Source organism: Mycobacterium sp. (assembly GCF_025965855.1).
Lineage (GTDB): Bacteria > Actinomycetota > Actinomycetes > Mycobacteriales > Mycobacteriaceae > Mycobacterium.
Genome location: NZ_JAOPWB010000344.1, coordinates 1 through 23484, shown reverse-complemented (window position 1 = coordinate 23484; position 23484 = coordinate 1). Strand labels below are relative to the sequence as shown.

Annotated in this window: 23 protein-coding genes; 14 read left to right on the top strand and 9 right to left on the bottom strand. The window is 69.2% G+C overall.

Annotation, left to right across the window (positions count from 1 at the left end):
* Nucleotides 1-142: 142 nt before the first annotated feature.
* Nucleotides 143-1117 carry a carbohydrate kinase family protein gene (locus JWP83_RS29800; protein ID WP_297738784.1) on the bottom strand — a complete coding sequence of 325 codons (975 nt, stop codon included), beginning with the start codon at nt 1115-1117 and terminating at the stop codon, nt 143-145.
* A gap of 179 nt (nt 1118-1296) precedes the next feature.
* Here JWP83_RS29800 and JWP83_RS29795 point away from each other — a divergent pair, with 179 nt between their 5' ends.
* Complete coding sequence (locus tag JWP83_RS29795; RefSeq protein ID WP_297738782.1) at nt 1297-1932, top strand: hypothetical protein; 636 nt, start codon at nt 1297-1299, stop codon at nt 1930-1932.
* Between the two features lie 20 nt (nt 1933-1952).
* Here JWP83_RS29795 and JWP83_RS29790 read toward each other — a convergent pair whose 3' ends face one another.
* Together JWP83_RS29790 and JWP83_RS29785 are read right to left on the bottom strand one after the other, a co-directional pair.
* A complete protein-coding gene (locus tag JWP83_RS29790; protein ID WP_297738780.1) occupies nt 1953-2309 on the bottom strand; it encodes an iron-sulfur cluster assembly accessory protein in 357 nt (118 codons plus the stop codon).
* Nucleotides 2310-2365: 56 nt separating this feature from the next.
* On the bottom strand, nt 2366-3442 hold the full coding sequence (locus tag JWP83_RS29785; protein WP_297738792.1) for a glycerate kinase: 1077 nt from the start codon (nt 3440-3442) through the stop codon (nt 2366-2368).
* Between the two features lie 180 nt (nt 3443-3622).
* Here JWP83_RS29785 and JWP83_RS29780 point away from each other — a divergent pair, with 180 nt between their 5' ends.
* The 4 genes from JWP83_RS29780 to JWP83_RS29765 are packed head-to-tail and all read left to right on the top strand — an operon-like array spanning nt 3623 to nt 6671.
* Nucleotides 3623-4318, top strand: a complete 696-nt coding sequence (locus JWP83_RS29780; protein WP_297738778.1) for a DUF3043 domain-containing protein — start codon at nt 3623-3625, stop codon at nt 4316-4318.
* 27 nt (nt 4319-4345) lie between these two features.
* Nucleotides 4346-4882 (top strand): bifunctional adenosylcobinamide kinase/adenosylcobinamide-phosphate guanylyltransferase, encoded by a 537-nt coding sequence (locus JWP83_RS29775; RefSeq protein ID WP_297738776.1) that lies wholly within the window; start codon nt 4346-4348, stop codon nt 4880-4882.
* The gene (gene cobT / locus JWP83_RS29770; RefSeq protein ID WP_297738790.1) at nt 4879-5946 is read left to right on the top strand and encodes a nicotinate-nucleotide--dimethylbenzimidazole phosphoribosyltransferase; all 1068 of its coding nucleotides are present in this window, start codon (nt 4879-4881) and stop codon (nt 5944-5946) included. Before JWP83_RS29775 ends, cobT begins: the two co-directional genes overlap by 4 nt.
* Nucleotides 5943-6671: an adenosylcobinamide-GDP ribazoletransferase gene (locus tag JWP83_RS29765; RefSeq protein WP_297738774.1), complete on the top strand. Its 729-nt coding sequence runs from the start codon at nt 5943-5945 to the stop codon at nt 6669-6671. The genes cobT and JWP83_RS29765 overlap by 4 nt, the downstream gene beginning before the upstream one ends.
* Before the next feature lie 82 nt (nt 6672-6753).
* Here JWP83_RS29765 and JWP83_RS29760 read toward each other — a convergent pair whose 3' ends face one another.
* Nucleotides 6754-7851, bottom strand: a complete 1098-nt coding sequence (locus JWP83_RS29760; protein ID WP_297738773.1) for a branched-chain amino acid aminotransferase — start codon at nt 7849-7851, stop codon at nt 6754-6756.
* Nucleotides 7852-7904: 53 nt separating this feature from the next.
* Complete coding sequence (gene gcvT, locus JWP83_RS29755) at nt 7905-9008, bottom strand: glycine cleavage system aminomethyltransferase GcvT (RefSeq protein ID WP_297738788.1); 1104 nt, start codon at nt 9006-9008, stop codon at nt 7905-7907.
* 160 nt (nt 9009-9168) lie between these two features.
* Here gcvT and JWP83_RS29750 point away from each other — a divergent pair, with 160 nt between their 5' ends.
* Together JWP83_RS29750 and JWP83_RS29745 are read left to right on the top strand one after the other, a co-directional pair.
* Complete coding sequence (locus JWP83_RS29750; protein ID WP_297738772.1) at nt 9169-10293, top strand: adenylate/guanylate cyclase domain-containing protein; 1125 nt, start codon at nt 9169-9171, stop codon at nt 10291-10293.
* 11 nt (nt 10294-10304) lie between these two features.
* Nucleotides 10305-11876, top strand: coding sequence for a leucyl aminopeptidase (locus tag JWP83_RS29745; protein ID WP_297738770.1), 1572 nt, complete (start codon nt 10305-10307; stop codon nt 11874-11876).
* Nucleotides 11877-11888: 12 nt separating this feature from the next.
* Here the strand turns inward: JWP83_RS29745 and JWP83_RS29740 are convergent, their stop codons facing one another.
* Nucleotides 11889-13481, bottom strand: coding sequence for an NAD(P)/FAD-dependent oxidoreductase (locus tag JWP83_RS29740; RefSeq protein WP_297738768.1), 1593 nt, complete (start codon nt 13479-13481; stop codon nt 11889-11891).
* Nucleotides 13482-13484: 3 nt separating this feature from the next.
* On the bottom strand, nt 13485-13952 hold the full coding sequence (locus JWP83_RS29735) for an SRPBCC family protein (protein WP_297738766.1): 468 nt from the start codon (nt 13950-13952) through the stop codon (nt 13485-13487).
* Between the two features lie 147 nt (nt 13953-14099).
* On the opposite strand from JWP83_RS29735, the gene JWP83_RS29730 reads away from it, so the two are divergent.
* Nucleotides 14100-14441, top strand: coding sequence for an aminopeptidase (locus JWP83_RS29730; RefSeq protein ID WP_297738764.1), 342 nt, complete (start codon nt 14100-14102; stop codon nt 14439-14441).
* Here the strand turns inward: JWP83_RS29730 and JWP83_RS29725 are convergent.
* Nucleotides 14438-16210, bottom strand: coding sequence for an SDR family oxidoreductase (locus JWP83_RS29725; protein ID WP_297738762.1), 1773 nt, complete (start codon nt 16208-16210; stop codon nt 14438-14440). The two genes, JWP83_RS29730 and JWP83_RS29725, sit on opposite strands and share 4 nt — an antisense overlap.
* Before the next feature lie 205 nt (nt 16211-16415).
* Here JWP83_RS29725 and sucB point away from each other — a divergent pair, with 205 nt between their 5' ends.
* From sucB to JWP83_RS29700, 5 genes are all read left to right on the top strand, one after another.
* Nucleotides 16416-18215, top strand: a complete 1800-nt coding sequence (sucB, locus tag JWP83_RS29720) for a 2-oxoglutarate dehydrogenase, E2 component, dihydrolipoamide succinyltransferase (RefSeq protein ID WP_297738760.1) — start codon at nt 16416-16418, stop codon at nt 18213-18215.
* Between the two features lie 14 nt (nt 18216-18229).
* A complete protein-coding gene (locus tag JWP83_RS29715; RefSeq protein WP_297738757.1) occupies nt 18230-19135 on the top strand; it encodes a TIGR01777 family oxidoreductase in 906 nt (301 codons plus the stop codon).
* Between the two features lie 226 nt (nt 19136-19361).
* On the top strand, nt 19362-20069 hold the full coding sequence (gene lipB / locus JWP83_RS29710) for a lipoyl(octanoyl) transferase LipB (protein WP_297738755.1): 708 nt from the start codon (nt 19362-19364) through the stop codon (nt 20067-20069).
* The gene (gene lipA / locus JWP83_RS29705) at nt 20066-21016 is read left to right on the top strand and encodes a lipoyl synthase (protein ID WP_297738753.1); all 951 of its coding nucleotides are present in this window, start codon (nt 20066-20068) and stop codon (nt 21014-21016) included. Before lipB ends, lipA begins: the two co-directional genes overlap by 4 nt.
* 31 nt (nt 21017-21047) lie before the next feature.
* The gene (locus tag JWP83_RS29700; protein ID WP_297738751.1) at nt 21048-21800 is read left to right on the top strand and encodes a DUF4191 domain-containing protein; all 753 of its coding nucleotides are present in this window, start codon (nt 21048-21050) and stop codon (nt 21798-21800) included.
* A 23-nt stretch (nt 21801-21823) separates the two neighbouring features.
* Here JWP83_RS29700 and JWP83_RS29695 read toward each other — a convergent pair whose 3' ends face one another.
* The gene (locus JWP83_RS29695; protein WP_297738786.1) at nt 21824-22243 is read right to left on the bottom strand and encodes an RDD family protein; all 420 of its coding nucleotides are present in this window, start codon (nt 22241-22243) and stop codon (nt 21824-21826) included.
* Nucleotides 22244-22504: 261 nt separating this feature from the next.
* Here JWP83_RS29695 and glnA point away from each other — a divergent pair.
* A partial coding sequence (gene glnA, locus JWP83_RS29690; protein WP_297738749.1) for a type I glutamate--ammonia ligase occupies nt 22505-23484 on the top strand: 980 nt, incomplete at its 3' end.

The window sequence follows — 23484 nt, the reverse complement described above, 5'->3', positions numbered from 1 at the left end:
GCTGTGGCACGCGATCTTCGTCGAGCGCGGCGTGGTGCCGCAGATCAGCGAGCCGGTCTATCCGGTGCAGTTGTAACGCCGAGCAGACGCAAAAGCCCCCGAAAACCGTCGGTTTCGGGGGCTTTTGCGTCTGCTCGGCGAGTTAAGCCAGGACGGCGGCGATCTCGGCGGCCGCATCCTCGCCGTACGCGCCGGCCAGCCTGCTCTTCGCGACCGCGTGGTCCCAGGCCCACTCCTGCGTTCCCGTGGACTCCAGCACCAGCACGGCCACCAGCGAGCCGAGCTGCGCCGAACGCTCCAGGCTGAGGGCCGCGCCGCGCCCGGTGAGGAAACCGGCCCGGAACGCGTCGCCGACGCCGGTGGGGTCGGTCTGACTGGTCTCGGGCACCACGTCGACGCGGGTGGTCGTGCCGTCGGGCTCGACGATGTCGACACCCTTGGCGCCGAGCGTCGTCACCCGCAGGCCGACCTTTTCAAGCACATCGGTCTCCGACCAGCCGGTCTTGGAGAGCAGCAGCTCCCACTCGTAGTCATTGGTGAACAGGTAGGCCGCACCGTCGACGAGCTTGTCGATGTCTTCCCCGGACAAGCGGGGCAGCTGCTGGGAGGGGTCGGCGGCAAACGGCAAGCCAAGCTTGCGGCACTCCTCGGTGTGCACCACCATCGCGTCGGGGTCGTTGGCCCCGATGATGACCAGGTCCGGCTTACCCACGGACGACACCACGTCGGCGAGCTTGATGTTGCGGGCCTCCGACATGGCGCCCGGGTAGAACGACGCGATCTGGGCCATGTCGACGTCGGTGGTGCAGGTGAAGCGCGCGGTGTGCGCGGTCTGCGAGATCAGGACGTTGTCGCAGTTGACGTTGTGGGACACCAGCCATTCGCGGTAGTCGGCGAAGTCGTCGCCCGCCGCACCGACCAGCGCGACGTCACCGCCCAGCACACCGATCGCAAAGGCGATGTTGCCCGCCACGCCGCCGCGATGAATGACCAGGTCGTCGACCAGGAAGCTGAGCGATACCTTCTGCAGATGCTCGGGCAGCAACTGCTCGGAAAATCGGCCGGGGAACCGCATCAGATTGTCGGTCGCAATCGAACCTGTCACCGCGATCGTCACGAAATCTCCTTCGTTAGTAAGGTTATCTAGCTTACTCAGGCGTATCGAGCCTCGCGTCACGGTCGCTGCAAAGTCGTGCGCTAGCCTGCCTAGAAACGACTCAAGCAACTCACTCAGTCGCCGGGGCCAGCTTTGCCGCAGCCCGCTCATGGTCCCGTCCACCAGCGTAGGAGAACCACATGGCAGGTCCGCACTCGCCGGACCACACTGTCGGCACCGACGGACCAATGCCCCAGTCCCAGCCACTCCACTTCCCCAATGAGCCGACCGCCAACGCGGGACCCTCTCCGCCAAATTATGCGGGGCAGCCGGTGCCCTACCCGGGGCGACGGTCCACGCGGCGCTTCATCATCGGCGCGCTGCTGGCCGTCGCGCTGGTGGCCGCGCTGACGCTGGCGATCGCCTACGGGGTTCGCACCAACGGCGCCAACACCGGCACCTCGTTGTCCGAGGGCGCGGCGAAAACGGCGATTCAGAAGTACCTGGACGCGCTCGAGCACCGTGACATCGACGTCATCGCCCGCAACGCGCTGTGCGGCATGTACGACGGCGTGCGCGACAAACGGTCCGACCAGGCCCTGGCCAAGATGAGCAGCGACGCCTTCCGCAAGCAGTTCTCCGAGGTGGAGCTGACGTCTATCGACAAGATCGTGTACCTGTCGCAATATCAGGCCCAGGCGTTGTTCACCATGCGGGTATCGCCCGCGGCCGGCGGCCCGGCGCGTGGCGACGTGCAAGGGGTCGCCCAGCTGCTATTTCAGCGAGGCCAGATCGAGGTCTGCTCCTACGTGCTGCGCACCGGCAGCTCGTACTGAGGCTTCGGTCAGTTGAAGGTCTAGTTGAACGAGTCCCCGCAAGCGCAGGAACCGGTGGCGTTGGGGTTGTCGATGGTGAAGCCCTGCTTCTCGATGGTGTCGACGAAATCGATGGACGCGCCTTCGACGTAGGGGGCGCTCATCCGGTCGACGGTCAATCTCACACCGCCAAACTCCGCGGTCAGGTCGCCATCCAGCGCCCGGTCGTCGAAGAAGAGGTTGTAGCGCAGCCCGGCGCACCCGCCCGGCTGAACCGCGATGCGCAGCGCCAGGTCGTCACGGCCCTCCTGGTCCAGCAGGGACTTCGCCTTGCTGGCGGCGGCTTCGGTCAGGATCACGCCGTGGGTCTTGGTGGTCGACTCGTTTTGCACGGTCATTGCATCTCCTCGTTGGCTTATCGTCGGGCGATCCGCTCGGGAAAAAGCCCACTGCCTCAACGGTACCTTGCGGGACCGCTATTCCCGAGTCGCGCCGCCACCTCGGAGGCCAAACCCATCAGCTGATTGGCCGCATCGGCCTGCGCCAACCGCGCCGAACCGGCGTAATCGGCGATGGACAGCGCGGACATGATGCCCGACGAGCGGACCGCGGAATTCTCCAGCTCGACCTGGCCGGCCAACACGATCACCGGAATTCCCAGCGGGCGCGCCGACTCGGCGACATAGCCGACCACCTTTCCAAACAGGGACTGCTCGTCGAACCGGCCCTCACCCGTGACGATCATGTCCGCGACCTCGAGATCCTCGGCCAAGCGGGTGTGCTCGGCGATGATCGCCGCACCCAGCTCACAGCGGCCGCCGAGCGCAAGCAGTCCGGCCCCGATGCCACCGGCGGCGCCCGCCCCCGGCTCGGAGCTCACGTCGCGTCCGGCCGCCGCCTCCAGTTCGAGCGCCCACGCTTCGAGCCGGACTTCGAGGGCGGCGACGGTGGCCGTGTCCGCGCCCTTCTGCGGCCCGAACACCCTCGCCGCCCCCCATGGGCCCATCAGCGGATATTCGGTGTCCGAGGCGGCGATCAGGTCCACGTTGGTCATCCGTTGCCGAGCCTCGGCCAGCCCACCAAGCTGGGTGATCATTCCCTTCCCGCCGTCGGTGCACGCGCTGCCGCCCAGCCCGACCACGATTCGCGTCGCGCCGGCCCGTAGCGCCTCGTCGATGAGCTGCCCGACGCCGCTGCTGTCGGCCGCCAGCGCGGTTTCCGGGGTGGGCGGACGGCCGAGCAGGGTCAGGCCGCAGGCCTGCGCACACTCCAGGTACGCGGTCAACGAGGTGCGCTCGAACACCCACGCGGCCTCCACCGTGGTGTCCAACGGCCCGCACACCCACACTCGCCGCGTCTGCCCCAGCCGGCGGCCCAGCACCTCGACGAAACCCGGGCCGCCGTCGGACATGGGCGCGACGGTGAACCGGTCGCCCGGGCGTGACCGGGTCCAGCCGGTCGCGATGGCCGCGGCGGCTTCCACCGCGGACAAGCTGTCGCCATAGCAATCCGGGGCGACCAAGACCTGCATGGCGGGCAACCGCAGACGGCCGGGTGCGAGGCCAGCGGCGGCATCATCCGAGGCCATCGTGCCGTCGTCCATCACAGGTCGCCATTCATCACAGTCAAGCGTAGGCGCTGGCGCATGACCAATAACAACGCATTCCAGGTCCGTTACGGGCCAGTCTCCACGCGAAGTAACCTGGCGACTGTGAAGCTGATGGGCCGCCGCAAGAAGGGCCGGGAGGACGACCACGGAAGGGGCCTTGAAGAGGCCCTCGCCGTGACGGCAGTCGAGGATGACGGTTCCTTGGACGCCGGGCCGCGCAAGACCGGGCCCAAGGGCCGGGCCACGCCCAAGCGCAGCGAGGCGCGGCGCAACGCGAGGAAGGGCCCGGTCGCACCGGCACCCATGACCGCGTCCGAGGCGCGGGCGCGGCGCAAATCGCTGGCCGGCCCCAAACTCAGCCGCGAGGAGCGCAGAGCTGAGCGAACCACCAGCCGCGCGCGGATGACGGATCGCCGCGAGCGCATGATGGCCGGCGAAGAGGCCTACCTGTTGCCGCGCGATCAGGGACCCATCAAGCGATACGTGCGCGACGTGGTGGACTCCCGGCGCAACGGCCTCGGCCTTTTCATGCCCGCGACGCTGCTCCTGCTGTTCGCCTCGTTCGGCGTCCCGCAGCTGCAGCTCTACGTCTCTCCGGCGATGCTGGTGCTGATGGTCGTGATGGGTGCCGACGGGATCATCCTGGGCCGCAAAGTCAGCAGGCTGGTCGACGCGAAGTTCCCGGAAAACACCGAAAGCCGTTGGAAGCTAGGCATTTACGCTGCAGGCCGGGCTTCGCAGCTGCGCCGCATGCGGACACCCCGGCCCCAAGTCGAGCGCGGCAGCAGTGTCGGTTGACCGGCACCTGAAAGCCGTCTGATCCCTGTGCGCACCCTGGTGCTCGGCGGGATCAGGTCGGGCAAGTCCCGCTGGGCCGAGGAAGCCATCGCGACGTCGCTGCCACCGGGCCAGCCGGTCCGTTACCTGGCCCCCCGTGTGACGGTCCACGCCGACGCGGGCTGGGCGGACCGGGTCGAGCGACACCGCGACCGTCGGCCCGCGCATTGGTCAACGGTCGAAACCGACGACGTCACAGACCAATTGCGCGGGTCGCCCGGCAGCCCCACGCTTGTCGACGACCTCGGCGGCTGGCTGACCGACACGCTGGACCGCAACAACGCATGGGACGACGGGTCGGTGGCGGCTCCCATCGACGAGATGCTGGCCGCCGTGAGCGCCTTCGGTTCCACGCTGGTGCTGGTCAGCCCGGAGGTCGGGTTGACCGTGGTGCCGGCCACCGCGTCCGGGCGCCGGTTCGCCGACGAACTGGGCAGCCTGAACCAGCGCCTCGCCGAGCTGTGCGACCGGGTGGTGCTGGTGGTGGCCGGGCAGGCGGTGCAGATCAAGCCGTCGGGAACCTGATGGAATTCGCCCCGATATCGCCGCCCGATGCCGCCGCCGCCGCCGCCGCCCGCTCCCGGCAGGACACGCTGACGAAGCCGCGCGGCGCCCTGGGCCGCCTCGAGGACCTGTCGGTCTGGGTCGCATCCTGCCAAGGACATTGTCCGCCAAGGCAATTCGAGCGCGCCCGGGTGGTGGTCTTTGCGGGTGACCACGGCGTCGCACGGTCCGGGGTGTCGGCGTACCCGCCGGAGGTGACCGCCCAGATGGTCGCCAACATCGACGCCGGCGGCGCGGCGATCAACGTGCTGGCCGGCATCGCCGGTGCGGGCGTGCGGCTGGCGGACCTGGCGGTCGACGCCGAGGCGGCCTCCGAGCGGATCGGCGCCCACAAGGTGCGGCGCGGCAGCGGCGACATCACGACGCAGGACGCGCTGTCCGACGCCGAGACGGTCGCCGCGATCGCCGCGGGCCGGGCCATCGCCGACGAGGAGGTCGACGCCGGCGCCGACCTGCTGATCGCGGGCGACATGGGCATCGGAAACACCACCGCCGCGGCGGTTTTGGTGGCGGCACTGACGAACGCCGAGCCGGTCACCGCGGTTGGCTTCGGGACCGGGATCGACGACGCGGGATGGGCACGCAAGACCGCCGCGGTGCGCGACGCCCTGTTCCGGGCCCGGCTCGTGCTACCCGACCCGGTCGGGCTGCTGCGCTGCTGCGGCGGCGCGGATTTGGCCGCGATGGCAGGCTTTTGCGCCCAGACCGCGGTGCGGCGCACCCCGCTGCTGCTCGACGGCATGGCGGTGACCGCGGCCGCGTTGGTCGCCGAGCGCCTGGCGCCCGGCGCCCGGCAATGGTGGCAGGCCGGTCATCGGTCCACCGAGCCAGGCCATGACCTGGCGCTGGCGGCCCTCGAGTTGGACCCGATCCTGGACCTGCGCATGCGGCTGGGCGAGGGAACCGGCGCAGCGGTGGCCCTGCCGGTGCTGCGCGCGGCCGTGGCCGCGCTGTCGTCGATGGCGACGTTCGCGCAAGCCGGTGTGGCCGATCCGTCCGCCCCGTCGTCCCAACCAGCTCCGTGATGCGTTCGCTGGCAACGGCTTTCGCGTTCGGCACGGTGATGCCCGTCCCGGGTGCGCGGAACGCGCCGATGGGCCGCGGCGCGATGACCGCGCTGCCCCTGGTCGGCGCCGCGCTGGGAGGGTTGGCCGCGGGCGTCGCGTGGTGCGGCGACGCGATTTTCGGCCCGTCCAGCCCGCTGCCCGGGCTGCTCGCCGTGGCGGCGCTGCTGCTGGCGACCCGCGGGCTGCACATCGATGGCGTCGCTGACACGGCCGACGGGCTGGGCTGCTACGGCCCGCCCCGGCGCGCGCTGGCGGTGATGCGCGACGGATCGACGGGACCCTTCGGTGTGGCGGCCGTCGTGCTGGTGATCCTGTTGCAGGGGTTGGCCTTCTCGGCGCTAAAGCCGCCGGCCATCGCCCTGGCGGTGTTTTCCGGGCGGGTCGCGGCGGTGCTGGCCTGTCGCCGGTCGGTGCCGGCGGCCGAGGGCAGCGCGTTGGGTGCGCGGGTGGCCGGGAGTCAGCCCGCGTCGGTGGCGGCGGCCTGGGTCGCGGCGCTGCTGGCGGTTTCGCTACTGGCGGGTTCGAGGCCGTGGCAGGGACCGGTGGCGGCGCTGGTGGCGGTGGGCTGCGGCGCGGCGCTGGTGGCGCATTGCGTGCGCCGATTCGGCGGGATCACCGGCGACGTGCTGGGCGCCGCGATCGAACTGACCACGACGGTGAGCGCCGTGGCGCTGGCGGCCTAGTCCGCATTTAGCCGTCGACCGTCGGGTTATTGGGCGATTTTTGCGCATTTCGGCCCAACGAGTCGACGTTCGCAGAAGAAAGTTAACCGAGCCGGGCCATCCAGCCGTGGGTGTCGGCGAAGGTGCCCCGCTGGATCCCGGTCAGCGTGTCGCGCAGCGCCATCGTGACCTCACCCGGTTGTCCGTCGGCGATGGTGAACTCGCTGTCCCCGTACTTCACCCGCGAAACCGCGGTGATGACGGCGGCGGTGCCGCAGGCGAACACCTCGGTGATCTCGCCGGCGGCAGCCTTCTTCTGCCACTCGTCGATATCGAACTTACGTTCCTCGACGGCAAATCCGGCGTCAATGGCCAACTGCAGCAACGAATCCCGCGTGATGCCAGGCAGCAGCGAGCCGGACAGCTCCGGAGTGACCAGCCGCGCCGATCCCCCGCTGCCGAGCACGAAGAAGATGTTCATCCCGCCCATCTCTTCGACGTAGCGCCGCTCGACGGCGTCCAGCCACACCACCTGGTCGCAGCCGTTTTCGGCGGCTTCGGCCTGCGCCAGCAGCGAGGCGGCGTAGTTCCCGCCGAACTTGGCCGCACCGGTGCCGCCCGGGCTGGCCCGCACGTACTCCGTCGACACCCACACGGTGACGGGGCTGATGAAGTAGGCGCCGGCCGGCGACGCGATCAGCAGGTAGCGGTACCGCTTGGCTGGCCGCACACCCAGCCCCGGCTCGGTGGCGAAGATGAACGGCCGCAGGTACAGCGCCTCTTCGCCGCCGGCCCGCGGCACCCAGGCCTTGTCGACGGCGACGAGCTGGCGAAGGGATTCGATGAACAGGCTTTCGGGCAGCTCGGGAATCGCCAGCCGCCGCGCCGACGATCGCAGCCTGGCCGCGTTCGCCTCCGCGCGAAACGACACGACGGAGCCGTCCGCCCAGCGGTAGGCCCTGAGACCTTCGAAGACTTCCTGCGCGTAGTGCAGCACGATCGCCGACGGGTCCAGTTCGATCGGCCCGTACGGGATTACGCGCGGGTCGTGCCAGCCCCGGCCCTCGTCGTAGTCGATCGACACCATGTGGTCGGTGAAGTATTTGCCGAAACCCGGGTCGGCCAGAATTGATTCACGTTCGGTGTCGGTCGCCGGATCGGACGCGCGCAAAACCGTGAACTCGAGCGAGTCGCTGGTCATGGGGCCGATTCTATATCCGCGCGCCACCGGGTTTTTGCCATCCGCGCGCGCGGCTAACGCGTTTTCACGGTGACGAAGGGCGGGCGCACGACCTCGCATTCGACGGCGCGCCCACGGACGTCGACGGTGATTTGCTGCCCGTCGTCGATGCCCGCGTCGGTGTCGATCAATGCCAGCCCGATGCCGACTTGCAGTGTCGGAGAAAACGTCCCGGAGGTGGTGACCCCGACCGGGGTCTCCCCCGCCAGCACCGTCAGCCCGGGACGCAACACGCCGCGGCCGACCATCCGCAGCCCGCGCAACAGCCGCCGCGGGCCCGCCGCTTTCTCGGCCAGCAGCGCCCCGCGGCCGAAGAACGCCTCCTTCTTCCAGCCGACCGCCCAGCCGCACCGGGCCTGCAGCGGCGAGATGTCGAGCGAAAGTTCGTGCCCGTGCAGCGGGTAGCCCATCTCGGTGCGCAGCGTGTCGCGGGCGCCCAGGCCGGCGGGCTCTCCCCCGGCGGCGGTCACCGGCGCGATCAGCCCGTCGAACACCACACCGGCGGAGTCCCAGGGCGGCAGCAGCTCGTAGCCGTGTTCTCCGGTGTATCCGGTGCGGCAGACGCGCACCGGCACCCCCGAGTACGAGGCGTCGGCGTAGCCCATGTAATCCATGTCGGCCGGCAGGCCCAGCTCGCCGAGCACGTCCGCCGATCGCGGGCCCTGCACGGCCAGCACCGCATAGGAGCGGTGCTCGTCGGTGATCGTCAGGCCCGCCGGGGCGGCCGCGCGCAGCGCCTCGACCACCGCGGCGGTGTTGGCGGCGTTGGGCACCAGAAAGATCTCGTCGTCGTCGACGTAGTAGGCGATCAGGTCGTCGATGACGCCGCCGGATTCGGTGCAGCACAAGGTGTATTGCGCCCTGCCCGGACCGATGCGGCCCAGGTCGTTGGTGAGCGCGGAGTTGACGAACTGGGCTGCGCCCGGCCCACTTACCAACGCCTTGCCGAGGTGGCTGACGTCGAACAGGCCCACCGCGTTGCGGGTGGCGTTGTGTTCGCTGACGGTGCCGGCATAGGACACCGGCATCAGCCAGCCGCCGAACTCCGCGAAGTTTGCGCCCAGCTCGCGATGGCGGTCTTCCAGCGGTCCCTTTTGCAACTCCGGCGCATCCGTCACGGCGTCCCACCCTAGCTCGGCCACGATGCGCGCCGCGCAGCGACGGGAGGTGGGGGTACTCCCAGCCCGGTGGGGGGCTCCTCCCGCTTGCCGGGGACGGCGAGGTGGCGAGCCGAGCAATTCAACGTGGGTCCGCGCCGCTGCTGGCACACTTGGGTAGGTGTCCGATCCGCTCGACTTTGACCAGCTCGAGGCCGCGGGTATCGCAACCCCGCGCGAGCGGGCCGACCTGATCAAGTACCTGGATGGGCTTGGCTTCACCGCCGACGAAATGGTGGAGGCCGAACGTCGCGGCCGGCTGTTCGGGCTCGCCGGCGATGTCCTGGCATCGACCGGACGCCCGGTCCACACCATGCAGTCCGCGGCCGAGGAACTCGGTATGTCGCCCGACGGCGTGGCACACGCCTGGGCTTTGCTCGGCCTGACCGTCGCCGGCCCCGACGTTCCCGTGCTGAGCCAGGCAGACGTCGACGCCCTGGCGACCTGGGCCGCGCTCAAGGCGGTGGTGGGCGAGGACGGCGCGTTTGGCTTGCTGCGAGTGCTGGGCGCCGCGATGGCCCGCCTGGCGGAGGCCGAGGGGACGATGATCCGCGCCGGAACGCCGGACATCCAGATGAACTACACCCACGACGAGCTCGCCACGGCGCAGGCATACCGCTCGGTCGCCGAGTTCGTCCCTCGCATCGGGGCCCTGATCGACGTGGTTCACCGTCACCATTTGATCAGCGCCCGAACCTACTTCGAGGGCGTCCTTCTCGGCACGTCGGCGAGCGTGGTGTGCGGCATCGGTTTTGCGGATTTGTCCGGTTTCACCGCTTTGACCCAGGCGCTCACCCCGGCGGAATTGTCCTACCTGCTCAACGAGTTCGGCGCCACCGTCGCGGACGTGGTGCACGCCGACGGCGGCCGGGTGGTGAAGTTCATCGGTGACGCCGTGATGTGGGTGTGCTCGTCGCCCGCGGGGCTCGCGCAGGCGGCGCTCGACCTCGTCGACCACCCGCGGGCGCTTGAGGAGGGCCTGCAGGTGCGCGCCGGCCTCGCGCACGGCAGCGTGCTGGCCATCAACGGCGACTACTTCGGCATCCCGGTCAACCTGGCGGCCCGGCTCGTGGCGGCCGCGGAACCGAGACAGATCCTGGCCGCGGCCGACCTGCGCGAGAAGTTGCCGGACTGGCCCGCGGTCGCCGACGGCCCGCTGACCCTCAAGGGTTTTGACGACCCGGTGATGGCCTTCGACCTGCATTGCGGGGACGCTGGCGGGGAAAGCCCCGGCGCTGGTGATTAGGGTGGTTTGCCGTGACCACCGAACCGGGCTACCAGGCCCCCTCCGTCAACGTCGCCACATCGCTACCCAAACGCGGTGCGGGTTCCGCGGTATTGCTGGTGCCGGTCGTATCGATCGGCGATGACGACAAGCCGGGCGCGGTCTCGGTAGTTCGGGCCGCGGCCGAGCCGTTCCTGTCAGACGAGGCGGTCGCCGAAATCCAGGACGGCGTGCGGGCGCTGGACGCCACCGGCGCCAGTGAGCAGGTACACCGGCTGGTCGTGCCGTCGCTGCCGGTGTCCAGCGTGCTGACGATCGGCCTGGGAAAGCCGCGCTCCGAGTGGCCGGCCGACACGATCCGTCGCGCCGCAGGCGTGGCGGCGCGGTCGCTGGGCACTGCCGAGGCGGTGATCACCACACTGGGCGAGTTGCCCGGTGACGGCGTCTGCTCGGCCGCCGTGGAGGGGCTGGTCCTGGGCAGCTACCGGTTCACCGACTTCCGCAGCGACAGGACCGCGCCGAAAGACAACGGGCTGCGCAAGATCACCGTCCTCGCCAGCACCAAGGACGCCAAGGACGCCAAGAAGGACGGCGCGCACGGCGCGGCCGTCGCCACCGCGGTCGCCACGGCCCGGGACTTGGTCAACACTCCGCCGAGTCACCTGTTTCCCGCCGAATTCGCCAAGCGCGCAAAGGCTTTGGGTGAATCCGTCGGCCTCGAGGTGGAGGTGCTCGACGACAAGGCGCTGCAGAAGGCCGGCTACGGCGGGGTGATCGGCGTCGGGCAGGGCTCGTCGCGCCCGCCGCGGCTGGTGCGGCTGACGCATCGGGGTTCGAAGCTGGCCAAAGGCAAGAAGGGCAAGGCTGGAAAGCGAGTGGCCCTGGTGGGCAAGGGCATCACGTTCGACACCGGCGGCATCTCGATCAAGCCGGCGGCGTCGATGCACTACATGACCTCGGACATGGGTGGCGCGGCCGCGGTCATCGCGACGGTCGCACTGGCCGCACAGCAGCAGCTGCCCATCGACGTGATCGCCACGGTGCCCATGGCCGAGAACATGCCGTCGGCGACGGCGCAGCGCCCGGGCGACGTGCTGACCCAGTACGGCGGGACGACGGTCGAGGTGCTCAACACCGACGCCGAGGGCCGGCTCATCCTGGCCGACGCCATCGTCCGGGCGTGCGAGGACGACCCGGACTACCTGATCGAGACCTCCACGCTGACCGGTGCGCAGACGGTCGCGCTGGGCGCCCGGATACCCGGGGTGATGGGCAGCGACGAGTTCCGCGACCGGGTCGCCGCGATCTCGCAGCGGGTGGGCGAAAACGGCTGGCCGATGCCGCTGCCCGACGAACTCAAGGACGACCTCAAGTCCACGGTGGCCGACCTGGCGAACGTCAGCAATCAGCGCTTCGCCGGCATGCTGGTGGCCGGGGTGTTCCTGCGCGAATTCGTCGCTGACGGGGTGAGCTGGGCGCACATCGACGTGGCCGGCCCGGCCTACAACACCGGCAGCCCGTGGGGATACACGCCCAAGGGCGCCACCGGGGTGCCGACCCGCACCATGTTCGCGGTGTTGGAGGACATAGCCGAGAACGGCTGACCGCCGCGGGGGCTACTTCGTCAGCCGCTTGATGACCGCTGGGCCCAACTTGCGGCGCGGCCAGCCCGTCACACGCGCGGCGGCCAGCGCGGCGTTGGCCGCGTTGCGCCCGCACGCGCCGTGCACGGAACCCCCCGGGGTGGCCGAGGCGCTCCCGAGATACAGCCCCTCCACCGGGGTTTCGGCGCGCCCCATGCCCGGCGCCGGGCGGAAGATCGCCATCTGTTGCAGCTGCGCGGTTCCGCCGTTGAGGGCGCCCAGATGCAGGTTGGCATCGCTGGCCTCCAAGTCCGACGGGCGTTGCACGAACCGGTCGATCACCGCCGAACCGAAGCCGGGAGCATGCTCTTCGATGACGTGATCCACCGATTTGGCCAGCCGCTCGGCCGCGGCGTCGTCGGCCACGTTGCGCGGCAAATGCGTGTAGGCCCAGACGCTTTCGGTGCCCTTCGGCGACCTGCTCGGGTCCGCGGTGGTGGTCTGGCCCAACAGCATGAACGGATGCTCCGGCACCACCCGGGTGTTCAAGTCGGCCATCCATCGAACCAGTCCGTCCCCGTCGGCGCCCAGGTGAACGGTGCCCACGCTCCGCAGGCTTTCCGATCGCCAGGGAATGGGGCCGTCAAGCGCATAGTTGACCTTCACCACCGGCGGATCCCAGATGTAGTGCTCGAGCTCGCGGCGCAACCCGGCCGGGACCGCGTCCGCGGGCAGCATGTCGCAAAACAGCCGCGGCGCCGTCACGTCGGCCACGATCGCCCGGCGCGCCCGGACCGTTCGGCCACCGGCGGTGCTCACTCCGACCGCCCGCCCACCGCGCACCTGGATGCGAGAAACGTTCTGGTTGCACTCGATTCGCGCACCCGCCGAGTCGGCACGCTTCACCAACGCCGCCGTCAGTTGTCCCGATCCGCCGACGGGCACCGGCCAGCCGCCGTCCTGGGCAAGCATCGTCATCAGAAAACCCATGGCGCCGCTGATCGGGGCGTCCGGCGGCGCGTCGGCGTGCATCGCGTTGCCCAGCAACAAGGTTCGCGGCGCCTCGCCGTCGAACAGCTGCTCCACCATAGTGTTGGCGGGCTGAACCAACAGGTGCGCGAGCCGGACGGCGTCGGCCGTACCCAGTTTCAGGAGCAGCCGCAGCAGCGGGCGCACCGGCGGAAACGGCGCCAGCACGGCATCCAGGAGCGGCGATTTGATTTTCTGCCACAGCTCCACCGCGCGCCACCAATTGTCGCCGTCCGCGCGCTCCCGCCTCGCCAATTCCGTTGCGGTGCGGGCCGGGTCGCGGTGGATGATGGGCGGGTCATCGTCGGTCCCGCTGCGCGGATGACCGACCACCGCAGGCGCGTGTGACCACCGCAGTCCGTGGTCTTCCAGCCGCAGGGCCGCCATCGCCGGCGAAGCCACCGTCATCGGATAGAACGAGCTGAACAAGTCGGTGATGTATCCCGGTGTCAGTTCGGCGCTGCGCACCGCGCCACCGGGCTGGGGCTGCGCCTCGAGCACCAGCACGTCCCACCCCGCGTCGGCCAGCATCGACGCGGCTACCAGCCCGTGGTGTCCGGCCCCGATGACGACGGCGTCGGCCGTCTCGTCGGCCATGTCCTATTTGACCTGGCTCGGCTCGAGCCGCTCGGCAAGCGCGGTCAACCGCAGCAAGCACTCGCGGTTGCGCGGATAAACTGCGGCCAGGGCCAGCTGATCGGGAATGACCTTGATCGGCCCGGACACCGGCACCTCGATCATTTCGATCAAGCATCCGCCGTCCGGAGTGTCTTTGAGCCGCAAGGTTATTCGGGCGGCGCCAAGTCGCCCGAGACCCGCGCGGAGAATGAGTTCCCTGCCGGGGATACAGCTTTCGACCACGGTCTGATCGCTGATAACCAGCGGCCAGACGCCGATCGAGTGCTTGATGGTGGAGCCGGGCTGTGGCCAATGCGGGTCAACCGCGCGGGTTCGGCTGTTGCCAACCACCCACTGCGAATACGTCCATCCGTCTGACATCGCGTCCCAGATTTGCTGGCAGGAGGCCCTCACCACCCGCGTCGCAGCCATCTGTCGGATCGCTGACATTGAAGATCCTTTCGCTCCGCCGTGCTGGCTTCGGATACCCCGGTCGGCGCAAACCATGCGTCGGATCGGCCCGCGGCTAAACGTTTAGGTGTCCGAGCCAGCGGTTACTACGCCGTTACAACACTCGCGTTCGACGGGAGGCCAACAGTGACTGTGCGACGGTTGATCATGGCGGTGGGCGCCGTGCTTTTGCTGGCCGGCATCATCGGGTTGCTGGTGCCGGTGTCGGTGTCGGACGGCAGCGGCAATTCCGTGTCATGCGGGAACGGAATCGCCATGGATTTGTCCAGCGCGAGGAGCGCCAACGACAAGAACGGCGCCAACATTCCGATCCTGAACCAGGTCCTCCCGCACACCGACTATGTGGCTGAATGCCAGTCGTCGGTCAACGGACGGCGGTCCTGGACAATCCCGCTGGCGGTCATCGGGGTCCTCACCGTCGGCGGTGCGCTGCTGGTGCGGCGACCAGCCGGATCTAGTGCGGTTTAGATCACCTTGACCCGCGCGGCGTTACGCAACGCCTGCGGTGCCATGCGGGACAGGCCATAGACCGCATACGCTTCCGGCGCGACGGGCCGAATCGGCTTCTGCTTTTTGACCGACGACAGGATCGCCTTGGCGACCTTGTCCGGCCCGTAGTGGCGCAGCGCGAACAGCCGGCCGATCTGGCCCCGCCGGTCGTCGACCTGCTCGTCGTTGCCCGTGGGTGCGCTGAAGCGAGTGGTGCTGATGATGTTGGTGTTGACGACGCCGGGGCAGATCGTTGTCAGCCCGACCCCGGCCGCGTCGAGTTCGGCCCGCAGGCAGTCGGAAAACATGTAGGCCGCGGCCTTCGAGGTGCAGTAGGCGATCAGCGACTGCTGCGGGGCGTAGGCGGCCATCGACGCCACGTTGACGATGTAGCCGCCGGTGCCGCGCTCGACCAGTCGCCGGCCGAACGAGCGGCAGCCGTTGACCACGCCGCCCAGGTTGATCTCGAGCACCCGGTCGAACTGCTCGGCCGGGGTGTCCAGGAAACTTCCCGCCTGCCCGATGCCGGCGTTGTTGACCACGATGTCGGGGACGCCGTGTTCGGCGCTGACGCGCTCGGCGAACGCCTCGACCGCCTCGGCGTCGGACACGTCGAGCACGTACGCGTGTGCGACGCCGCCGCGGGCGGCGATCTCGGCGGCGGTCTCCTTGACGGTGGCCTCGTCGATGTCGCTGATCACCAGCTCGGCGCCCTGGCGCGCGAAGGCGTACGCGGTCTCCCGCCCGATGCCGCTGCCGGCGCCGGTGACCGACACCAGCGTGTCGCCGAAGTACTCGCGGGGGCGCCCGATCTGCGCGCGCAGCATCGCCCGGCTCGGCTGTTTGCCCTCGGCCAGGTCGGCGAAGTCGTGCACCGCGGCCGCCATCACCTGCGGGTGCGACATCGGTGAGAAGTGGCCCGCCTTGATGTCGCGGCGCCACAACCGCGGCACCCAGCGCGCGGTTTCGTCGTACCCGTACGGCCGGACGTACTTGTCCCGGGTGTTGACGATGAGCTGCACGGGAACGTCGACTATGTCGGGCCGGCCACGCATGGAGAACGAGCGAAAGTAGTTGGCGGGGTAGGTTTTCACCGAACGGGCGGCGTCGGAGGCCAGGTTGTCGGAGTGGCGGATCAAGGCGGCGGGGATGTTGTCGACCGCGTTGCGCCGCACCGCCGGGATCGAGAGCGCCAGCCGGAGGCACAGCGGCGCCAGCACCGGTATGGAGAAGAACACCATGTAGGTCAGCCGCAGTGCCTGGCTGATCGCCCGGGCAAACCTTCGCGGGCGCCAGGGCCGGCGCAGCCCGCTGAAGATGTAGTCGACCAGTTGGTCCTGGCTCGGGCCGGAGACCGACGTGAACGAGGCGACCGTCTCGCCGGCGCCCGGGCGTTTCAGGTACTCCCAGATGCCGACAGAGCCCCAGTCGTGGGCCAGCACGTGCACGGGCTCGCCCGGGCTCAGCTCGCCGATCACCGCGGCGAAGTCGTCGGCGAACCGGTCCATGGTGTAGCCGGAGACCGGTTTGGGCGCCGACGTCATCCCGACGCCACGGTTGTCGTAGCGGATGACGCGGAACCGTTCGGCCAGCTGCGGGACGACACCGTCCCACAGCACATGCGAGTCGGGGAAACCGTGCACCAGCACGACCGTGGGGCCCTCGCGGTTGCCCTCCTCGTAGACCGCGATGCGCACGCCGTCGGTGCTGTCGACGAACCGCTCGGGTACCTGTTGTAGCGCCGGCATCCGACCTCCCCGCTCTGCCTGGCCACTGACGCCAGTGGGCACACCGTAGCAAGCGGGTCGGCGCCGACCCGGCACCCTTGCGCGGTCCGCCCTGGATGTGTGCCGACGAATGCGCAGTGACAGGATAGTTTTGATAGCTACTTCGGTTCCCCAAGCGAGATGTTCGACCCGCCCCGACCCACGAGCGATCGAGGAGTCAGAAAAGATGGCCTTCTCCGTCCAGATGCCGGCACTCGGTGAGAGCGTCACCGAGGGGACGGTCACCCGCTGGCTCAAGCAGGAAGGCGACACGGTCGAACTCGACGAGCCACTCGTCGAGGTGTCGACCGATAAGGTGGACACCGAAATCCCGTCGCCGGCCGCCGGTGTGCTGACCAAGATCGTCGCCCAGGAGGACGACACCGTCGAGGTCGGCGGGGAACTGGCCGTTATCGGCGACGAGGGTGAGGAACCCCAGGGTCAGCCCGCGGCGCCCAGCCAACCGGAACCGGAGCCGGAGCCGGAGCCCCAGCCGGAACCGGAAACGCAAGCCCAACCCGAGCCCGAGCCCCAGCCCGCGGCGCCGGCCCAGCCGGCCCAGTCGACCGCGGGGGGTGGTGCCGGCCAAGACTCTGGAGCCAAGCCGGTGCTGATGCCCGAGCTCGGCGAGTCGGTGGCCGAGGGCACCGTGACCCGCTGGCTGAAGAAGGTCGGCGATTCGGTTCAGGTCGACGAGCCGCTGGTGGAAGTGTCCACCGACAAGGTGGATACCGAGATCCCGTCACCGGTGGCCGGCGTCCTGGTCAGCATCACCGCCGAGGAGGACGCGACCGTGCCGGTCGGCGGCGAGCTGGCGCGGATCGGTGCCGGAAAAGACGCCACCCGGGCTCCCTCCGTTCCCCCGGCCCCGCCCGCACCCAAGCCCGAACCGAAGCCGGAGCCAAAACCCGAACCCCAACCCGAGCCCGCGGCCAAACCCCCGCCCGCGCCCGCACCGGCGCCGAAACCCGAACCGGCGCAGGCGGAGGGCGGCGGCCCGAGCGCGGACGGCGCGCCGTACGTGACCCCGCTGGTGCGAAAGCTGGCCACCGAGAACAACATTGACCTCGCCGAGGTTGCCGGCACCGGCGTGGGCGGTCGCATCCGCAAGCAGGACGTGCTCGCGGCCAAGGAGAAGAAGGCTCAGCAGAAGCGGGAAGCCCAGCAGGAGCCCGCACCCGCGCCTGCGTCCGCCGCCGCGCCGGCCGCGGACGGGAAGGCGGCTCCCGCCGCCGCGCCCACCCCGGCGCCCGCGCTGGCACACCTGCGGGGCACCACCCAGAAGGCCAGCCGGATCCGTCAGATCACCGCGGCCAAGACCCGCGAATCGCTGCAGGCCACGGCCCAGCTCACCCAGACCCACGAGGTCGAAATGACCAAGATCGTGGGGCTGCGGGCCCGGGCCAAGTCCGCGATCGCCGAGCGCGAGGGGGTGAACCTGACCTACCTGCCGTTCATCGCCCGCGCCGTGATCGACGCCCTGAAGGTCCACCCGAACATCAACGCCAGCTACAACGAGGAAACCAAGGAGATCACCTACTACGACGCCGAGCACCTCGGGTTCGCCGTCGACACCGACCAGGGCCTGCTCTCCCCCGTCATCCACAACGCCGGCGACCTGTCGCTGGCGGGGCTGGCCCGGGCGATCGTCGACATCGCCGCGCGCGCCCGGTCGGGCAAACTCAAGCCCGACGAATTGTCCGGCGGCACGTTCACCATCACCAACATCGGCAGCCAGGGCGCCTTGTTCGACACCCCGATCCTGGTTCCGCCGCAGGCGGCCATGTTGGGCACCGGCGCGATCGTCAAGCGGCCGCGGGTGATCGTCGACGAGTACGGCAACGAGTCGATCGGCGTCCGGTCGGTTTGCTATCTCCCGCTGACCTACGATCATCGGCTGATCGACGGCGCCGATGCCGGACGTTTCCTCACCACGATCAAACACCGGCTCGAAGAGGGAGCGTTCGAGGCAGATCTAGGGCTGTAGGAAAGGCTTGGGTCGTGGCCGTCATCGCGATAGCGGGTTCGTCCGGCCTGATCGGCTCGGCCTTGGCTGCGGCGCTTCGCGCCGCCGACCACCCGGTGTTGCGCATCGTGCGCCGGACACCGACGAATTCCGAGGAGCTGCACTGGAATCCGGAGAGCGGCGAGTTCGATGCCGACGCGCTGGTCGACGTCGACGCCGTCGTCAACCTGTGCGGAGTCAACATCGGCCAGCGTCGTTGGTCGGGCGCCTTCAAGCAGAGCCTGCGTGACAGCCGCATCGCTCCCACCGAAGTGCTGGCCAACGCCGTCGCCGACGCCGGTGTGGAAACCCTGATCAACGCCAGCGCGGTCGGCTACTACGGCAACACCAGAGACCGCGTGGTCGACGAAAACGTCCGGGCGGGAAGCGGTTTCCTCGCCCAGCTGTGTGAAGACTGGGAAGCCGCCACGCTGCCCGCCCAATACGCCGGCACCCGGGTGGTGCTGGCCCGCACCGGCCTGGTTCTGGCCCGCTCGGGTGGCGCGCTGCGCCGGATGCGGTCGCTGTTCTCGACGGGCCTCGGCGCCCGGCTGGGCAGCGGCCGTCAGTACATGTCGTGGATCAGCCTCGAAGACGAAGTGCGGGCGCTGTTGTTCGCCATCTCACACCCGTCGCTGTCGGGCCCGGTGAACATGACCGGACCGGCCCCGGTGACCAACGCCGAGTTCACCACCGCCTTCGGGCGGGCGGTCAACCGCCCGACCCCGTTCATGCTGCCCGGCTTCGCGGTACGGGCCGCGCTCGGGGAGTTCGCCGACGAGGGGCTGCTCATCGGTCAGCGCGCCATCCCGTCCGCGCTGGAACGCGCCGGTTTCCAGTTCCACCACAACACCATTGGCGAGGCGCTGGCGTACGCCACCGCCCGGCGCGAGCGCGACTAATCCACAGTTGCTTGTTTATCCACAGATCGGTCGCAGGCCGGCCAGATTCGCGCATTTGTTCGATAGGGTTGTGGTGTGGGTTTCGTGAGCGCCACAAATCAACCACGCCCACCGCCCCGAAGAACTCCTACACGGCGACCCCGACCCACCCGACGAGGACCAACAGTGAAAGCCGGCTACCCGAGCCGGAACGGGGGAAGCTGCGTGGCCGAGTAGCGTCGGCGGGGTGAGCGATTCCATCCGGTCGAGTTCGACCGCGATCAACGTCCGCCAGCTGGGGATGGTCGAATACCGCACCGCCTGGCGGCTGCAGCGCGACCTGGCCGACGCCAGGGTCGCCGGCGGGCCCGACACTCTGCTGCTGCTGGAGCACCCGTCGGTCTACACCGCCGGACGGCGCACCGAGGCGCACGAACGGCCGGAACGGGACGTCCAAGGCACTCCGGTAGTCGACACCGACCGCGGCGGCAAGATCACCTGGCACGGTCCCGGGCAACTGGTCGGATACCCGATCATCGGGCTGGCCGAACCGCTCGATGTCGTCAAATACGTTCGGCGCCTTGAGGAAGCGCTCATCAAGGTGTGCGGCGACCTGGGCCTGGATACCGTCCGGGTCGACGGCAGGTCCGGAGTCTGGGTGCCCGCGGGGGGCGGCCGGCCGGCGCGCAAGGTCGCCGCCATCGGCGTGCGGGTGTCGCGGGCGACCACAACGCACGGATTCGCGCTGAACTGTTGCTGCGACCTGGACGCCTACAACGCCATCGTCCCGTGCGGCATCAGCGACGCCGGAGTGACGTCGCTGTCGGCCGAACTGCGGCGCACGGTCGCCGTCGACGAGGTCCGGGCCGCTGTCGCCGTCGCCGTCTGCGACGCCCTGGAGGGCGCGCTGCCGGTGAGTGAACGCCCCGTCGCCCGCGTAGCATCAACCATGTGACTGTCGCTCCCCAAGGCCGCAAACTGCTGCGGCTGGAGGTGCGCAACGCGCAGACCCCGATCGAGCGCAAGCCGCCGTGGATCAAGATCAGGGCCCGGATGGGCCCGGAGTACACCCAGCTGAAGGGCCTGGTCCGTCGGGAGGGTCTGCACACCGTCTGCGAAGAGGCCGGCTGCCCCAACATCTTTGAATGCTGGGAAGACCGGGAAGCCACCTTCCTCATCGGCGGCGACCAGTGCACCCGTCGCTGCGACTTCTGCCAGATCGACTCCGGAAAGCCCGCCGCGCTGGACCGCGACGAGCCCCGGCGGGTCGCCAACAGCGTGCGGACGATGGGCCTGCGCTACGCGACCATCACCGGCGTCGCGCGCGATGACCTGCCCGACGGCGGCGCCTGGCTGTACGCCACGACGGTGCGCGCCATCAAAGAGCTCAACCCGTCGACCGGGGTCGAGCTATTGATCCCCGACTTCAACGGCGAGCCTTCGCGGCTCGCGGAGGTCTTCGAGTCGCGCCCGGAAGTGTTGGCCCACAACGTCGAAACCGTGCCCCGCATCTTCAAACGCATCCGGCCCGCCTTCACCTACCGGCGCAGCCTGGGCGTGCTCACCGCGGCCCGCGACTCCGGCCTGATCACCAAGAGCAACCTCATCCTCGGGCTGGGCGAAACCGCCGACGAGGTGCGCAGCGCGCTGGCCGACCTGCGCGACGCCGGCTGCGACATCGTCACCATCACCCAATACCTGCGCCCGACGTCGCGCCACCACCCGGTCGAGCGCTGGGTAAAGCCCGAGGAGTTCGTCGAGTTTGCCCAGCACGCCGAGGCCCTCGGGTTCTCGGGGGTGCTGTCCGGGCCGCTGGTGCGATCGTCCTACCGGGCCGGGCGGCTCTATGAGCAAGCCGTTCGCAGCCGCGCCTCGGATGCCGCGGGCGCCTCGACGGCGTAACGAACCACGCGCGAACGTATCCTTGGTGATTATGGCTAAACCCCGCACCACCGCTGAGAACAAGGCCGCCAGGGCCCAGGCCGCCGCCGCCCGCAAGGCCGCCGCGCGGGAGCGCCGCGGCCAGCTGTGGCAGGCGTTCAACATGCAGCGCAAGGAGGATAAGCGCCTGCTGCCGTACATGATCGGCGCCTTCCTGCTGATCGTCGGCATCTCGGTGGCCGCCGGCGTGTGGGCCGGCGGGTTCACCATGATCACGATCGTTCCGATCGGCGTGCTGCTGGGCGCCCTGGTCATGTTCATCATCTTCAGCCGCCGAGCCCAGCGGTCGGTCTACAGCAAAGCCGAGGGTCAGACCGGCGCGGCCGCGTGGGTGCTGGACAACCTGCGCGGCAAGTGGCGGGTGACCCCCGGGGTCGCCGCGACCGGCCACTTCGACGCCGTGCACCGGGTGCTCGGCCGGCCCGGCGTCATCCTAGTCGGCGAGGGATCGGCCGTCCGGGTCAAACCGCTACTGGCCCAGGAGAAAAAGCGCACCGCCCGGCTGGTCGGCGAGGCGCCGATCTACGACATCGTCGTCGGCAACGGCGAGGATGAGGTCCCGTTGGGCAAGCTGGAGCGCCACCTCACCCGGCTGCCGAACAACCTCACTACCAAGCAGATCGACACGCTGGAGTCGCGGCTTTCCGCGCTGGGATCGCGCGCCGGTGCCGGCGTCATGCCGAAGGGGCCATTGCCGAACGCCGGCAAGATGCGCGGTATGCAGCGCACCGTGCGCCGCAGGTAACGCCCCGAGTCGCCGCCATCAAATCAGCGCCGCAACACGGCCGTTCCCGTCAGCCGATCATGCAGGCCACGGCCGTCGGAGTCGGTGAACAACGCCGGGATGACCGTCGCGATCAGCAGCCCGCGCGCCGCCAATCGGCCCAGCCCGACCGGCACCCGTCCGTCGACCGACGCCACCTGCAGACCCAGCGCCAACTGCCCGGGCGTGAAGCTGAACAGCCGCACCGCCACCACGCCGAGCACCAACCAGATGACCAACACCGCGGTCGCCAGCATCCGCTCTGATAAAATCCCGAACGCCATGGCCAGCGCGCCCAGGCCGTAGGAAATCAGCCAGTCGATCATCAGCGCGGCCAGCCGGCGGCCCATCGGCGCGAGCGATCCCGGCCCGCTCTCGGGCAGGCCGAGGTTCTCGCCGGGGTAGGCGGATCGCGATCCCGGCAAACCGTCGGTCACGGGCGGCTTCCAACGGCCCGGCGGGACTCCCCCGCTCGCCCGCTACCCAGCGGCGACCAGGCCGCGCGCCCGTGGTGCGGACCAGATACGATGCTGCCGTCCATGGCCCCACAATAGAGCCCGCCAGCAACCCCGGGATCTGGTGCGGGGAGCATGGTCACGTAACCTCTGCGCAACATCGGGTTGACTGACGGGCAACATCAGCTTCATAGCGTCAGGCCGCGGATCACCAAGTAAAGGAGCAATTCTGTGACGGAAATGACGCCCGACGACGTCTTCAAACTCGCCAAGGACGAGAACGTCGAGTTTGTCGACGTCCGGTTCTGTGACTTGCCAGGCATCATGCAGCACTTCACGATTCCGATTTCGTTTTTCGACCAGAGCGTGTTCGAGGACGGCTTGGCCTTCGACGGTTCGTCGATTCGCGGGTTCCAGTCGATCCATGAGTCCGACATGCTGCTCCTTCCCGACCCGGAAACCGCGCGCATCGACCTGTTCACCGAAGCCAAGACGCTGAACCTGAACTTTTTCGTGCACGACCCGTTCACCCTCGAGCCCTACTCCCGCGACCCGCGCAACATCGCGCGCAAGGCGGAGAACTACTTGATCAGCACCGGGGTCGCCGACACCGCGTACTTCGGAGCCGAGGCTGAGTTCTACATCTTCGACTCGGTGAGCTTCGACTCGCGCACCAATGGTTCCTTCTACGAGGTGGACGCGATCTCGGGGTGGTGGAACACCGGTGAGCCGACCGAGAACGACGGCAGCCCCAACCGCGGTTACAAGGTCCGCCCGAAGGGTGGATACTTCCCGGTTGCCCCCGCCGACCATTACGTCGACCTGCGCGGCAGGATGCTGCACAACCTGATCGTGTCGGGCTTCAGCCTGGAGAAGGGCCACCACGAGGTGGGCAGCGGCGGCCAGGCCGAGATCAATTACAAATTCAACACATTGCTGCATGCGGCCGACGACATGCAGTTGTACAAGTACATCGTCAAGCAAACCGCGTGGCAGGCGGGCAAGACCGTCACGTTCATGCCCAAGCCGCTGTTCGGCGACAACGGTTCCGGGATGCACTGCCACCAGTCGCTGTGGAAGGACGGCAGCCCGCTGATGTACGACGAGACGGGCTACGCCGGCCTGTCGGACACCGCGCGGCACTACATCGGCGGCCTGCTGCACCACGCGCCGTCGCTGCTGGCGTTCACCAACCCGACGGTGAACTCCTA

Coding starts and splice junctions, on each gene's coding strand:
- JWP83_RS29795 (WP_297738782.1), top strand. CDS start 1,297: ATGGCAGGTCCGCACTCGCCGGACCACACTGTCGGCACCGACGGACCA.
- JWP83_RS29790 (WP_297738780.1), bottom strand. CDS start 2,309: ATGACCGTGCAAAACGAGTCGACCACCAAGACCCACGGCGTGATCCTG.
- JWP83_RS29785 (WP_297738792.1), bottom strand. CDS start 3,442: ATGCAGGTCTTGGTCGCCCCGGATTGCTATGGCGACAGCTTGTCCGCG.
- JWP83_RS29760 (WP_297738773.1), bottom strand. CDS start 7,851: ATGACCAGCGACTCGCTCGAGTTCACGGTTTTGCGCGCGTCCGATCCG.
- JWP83_RS29740 (WP_297738768.1), bottom strand. CDS start 13,481: ATGGCCGACGAGACGGCCGACGCCGTCGTCATCGGGGCCGGACACCAC.
- JWP83_RS29735 (WP_297738766.1), bottom strand. CDS start 13,952: ATGTCAGCGATCCGACAGATGGCTGCGACGCGGGTGGTGAGGGCCTCC.
- JWP83_RS29725 (WP_297738762.1), bottom strand. CDS start 16,210: ATGCCGGCGCTACAACAGGTACCCGAGCGGTTCGTCGACAGCACCGAC.
- sucB (WP_297738760.1), top strand. CDS start 16,416: ATGGCCTTCTCCGTCCAGATGCCGGCACTCGGTGAGAGCGTCACCGAG.
- JWP83_RS29700 (WP_297738751.1), top strand. CDS start 21,048: ATGGCTAAACCCCGCACCACCGCTGAGAACAAGGCCGCCAGGGCCCAG.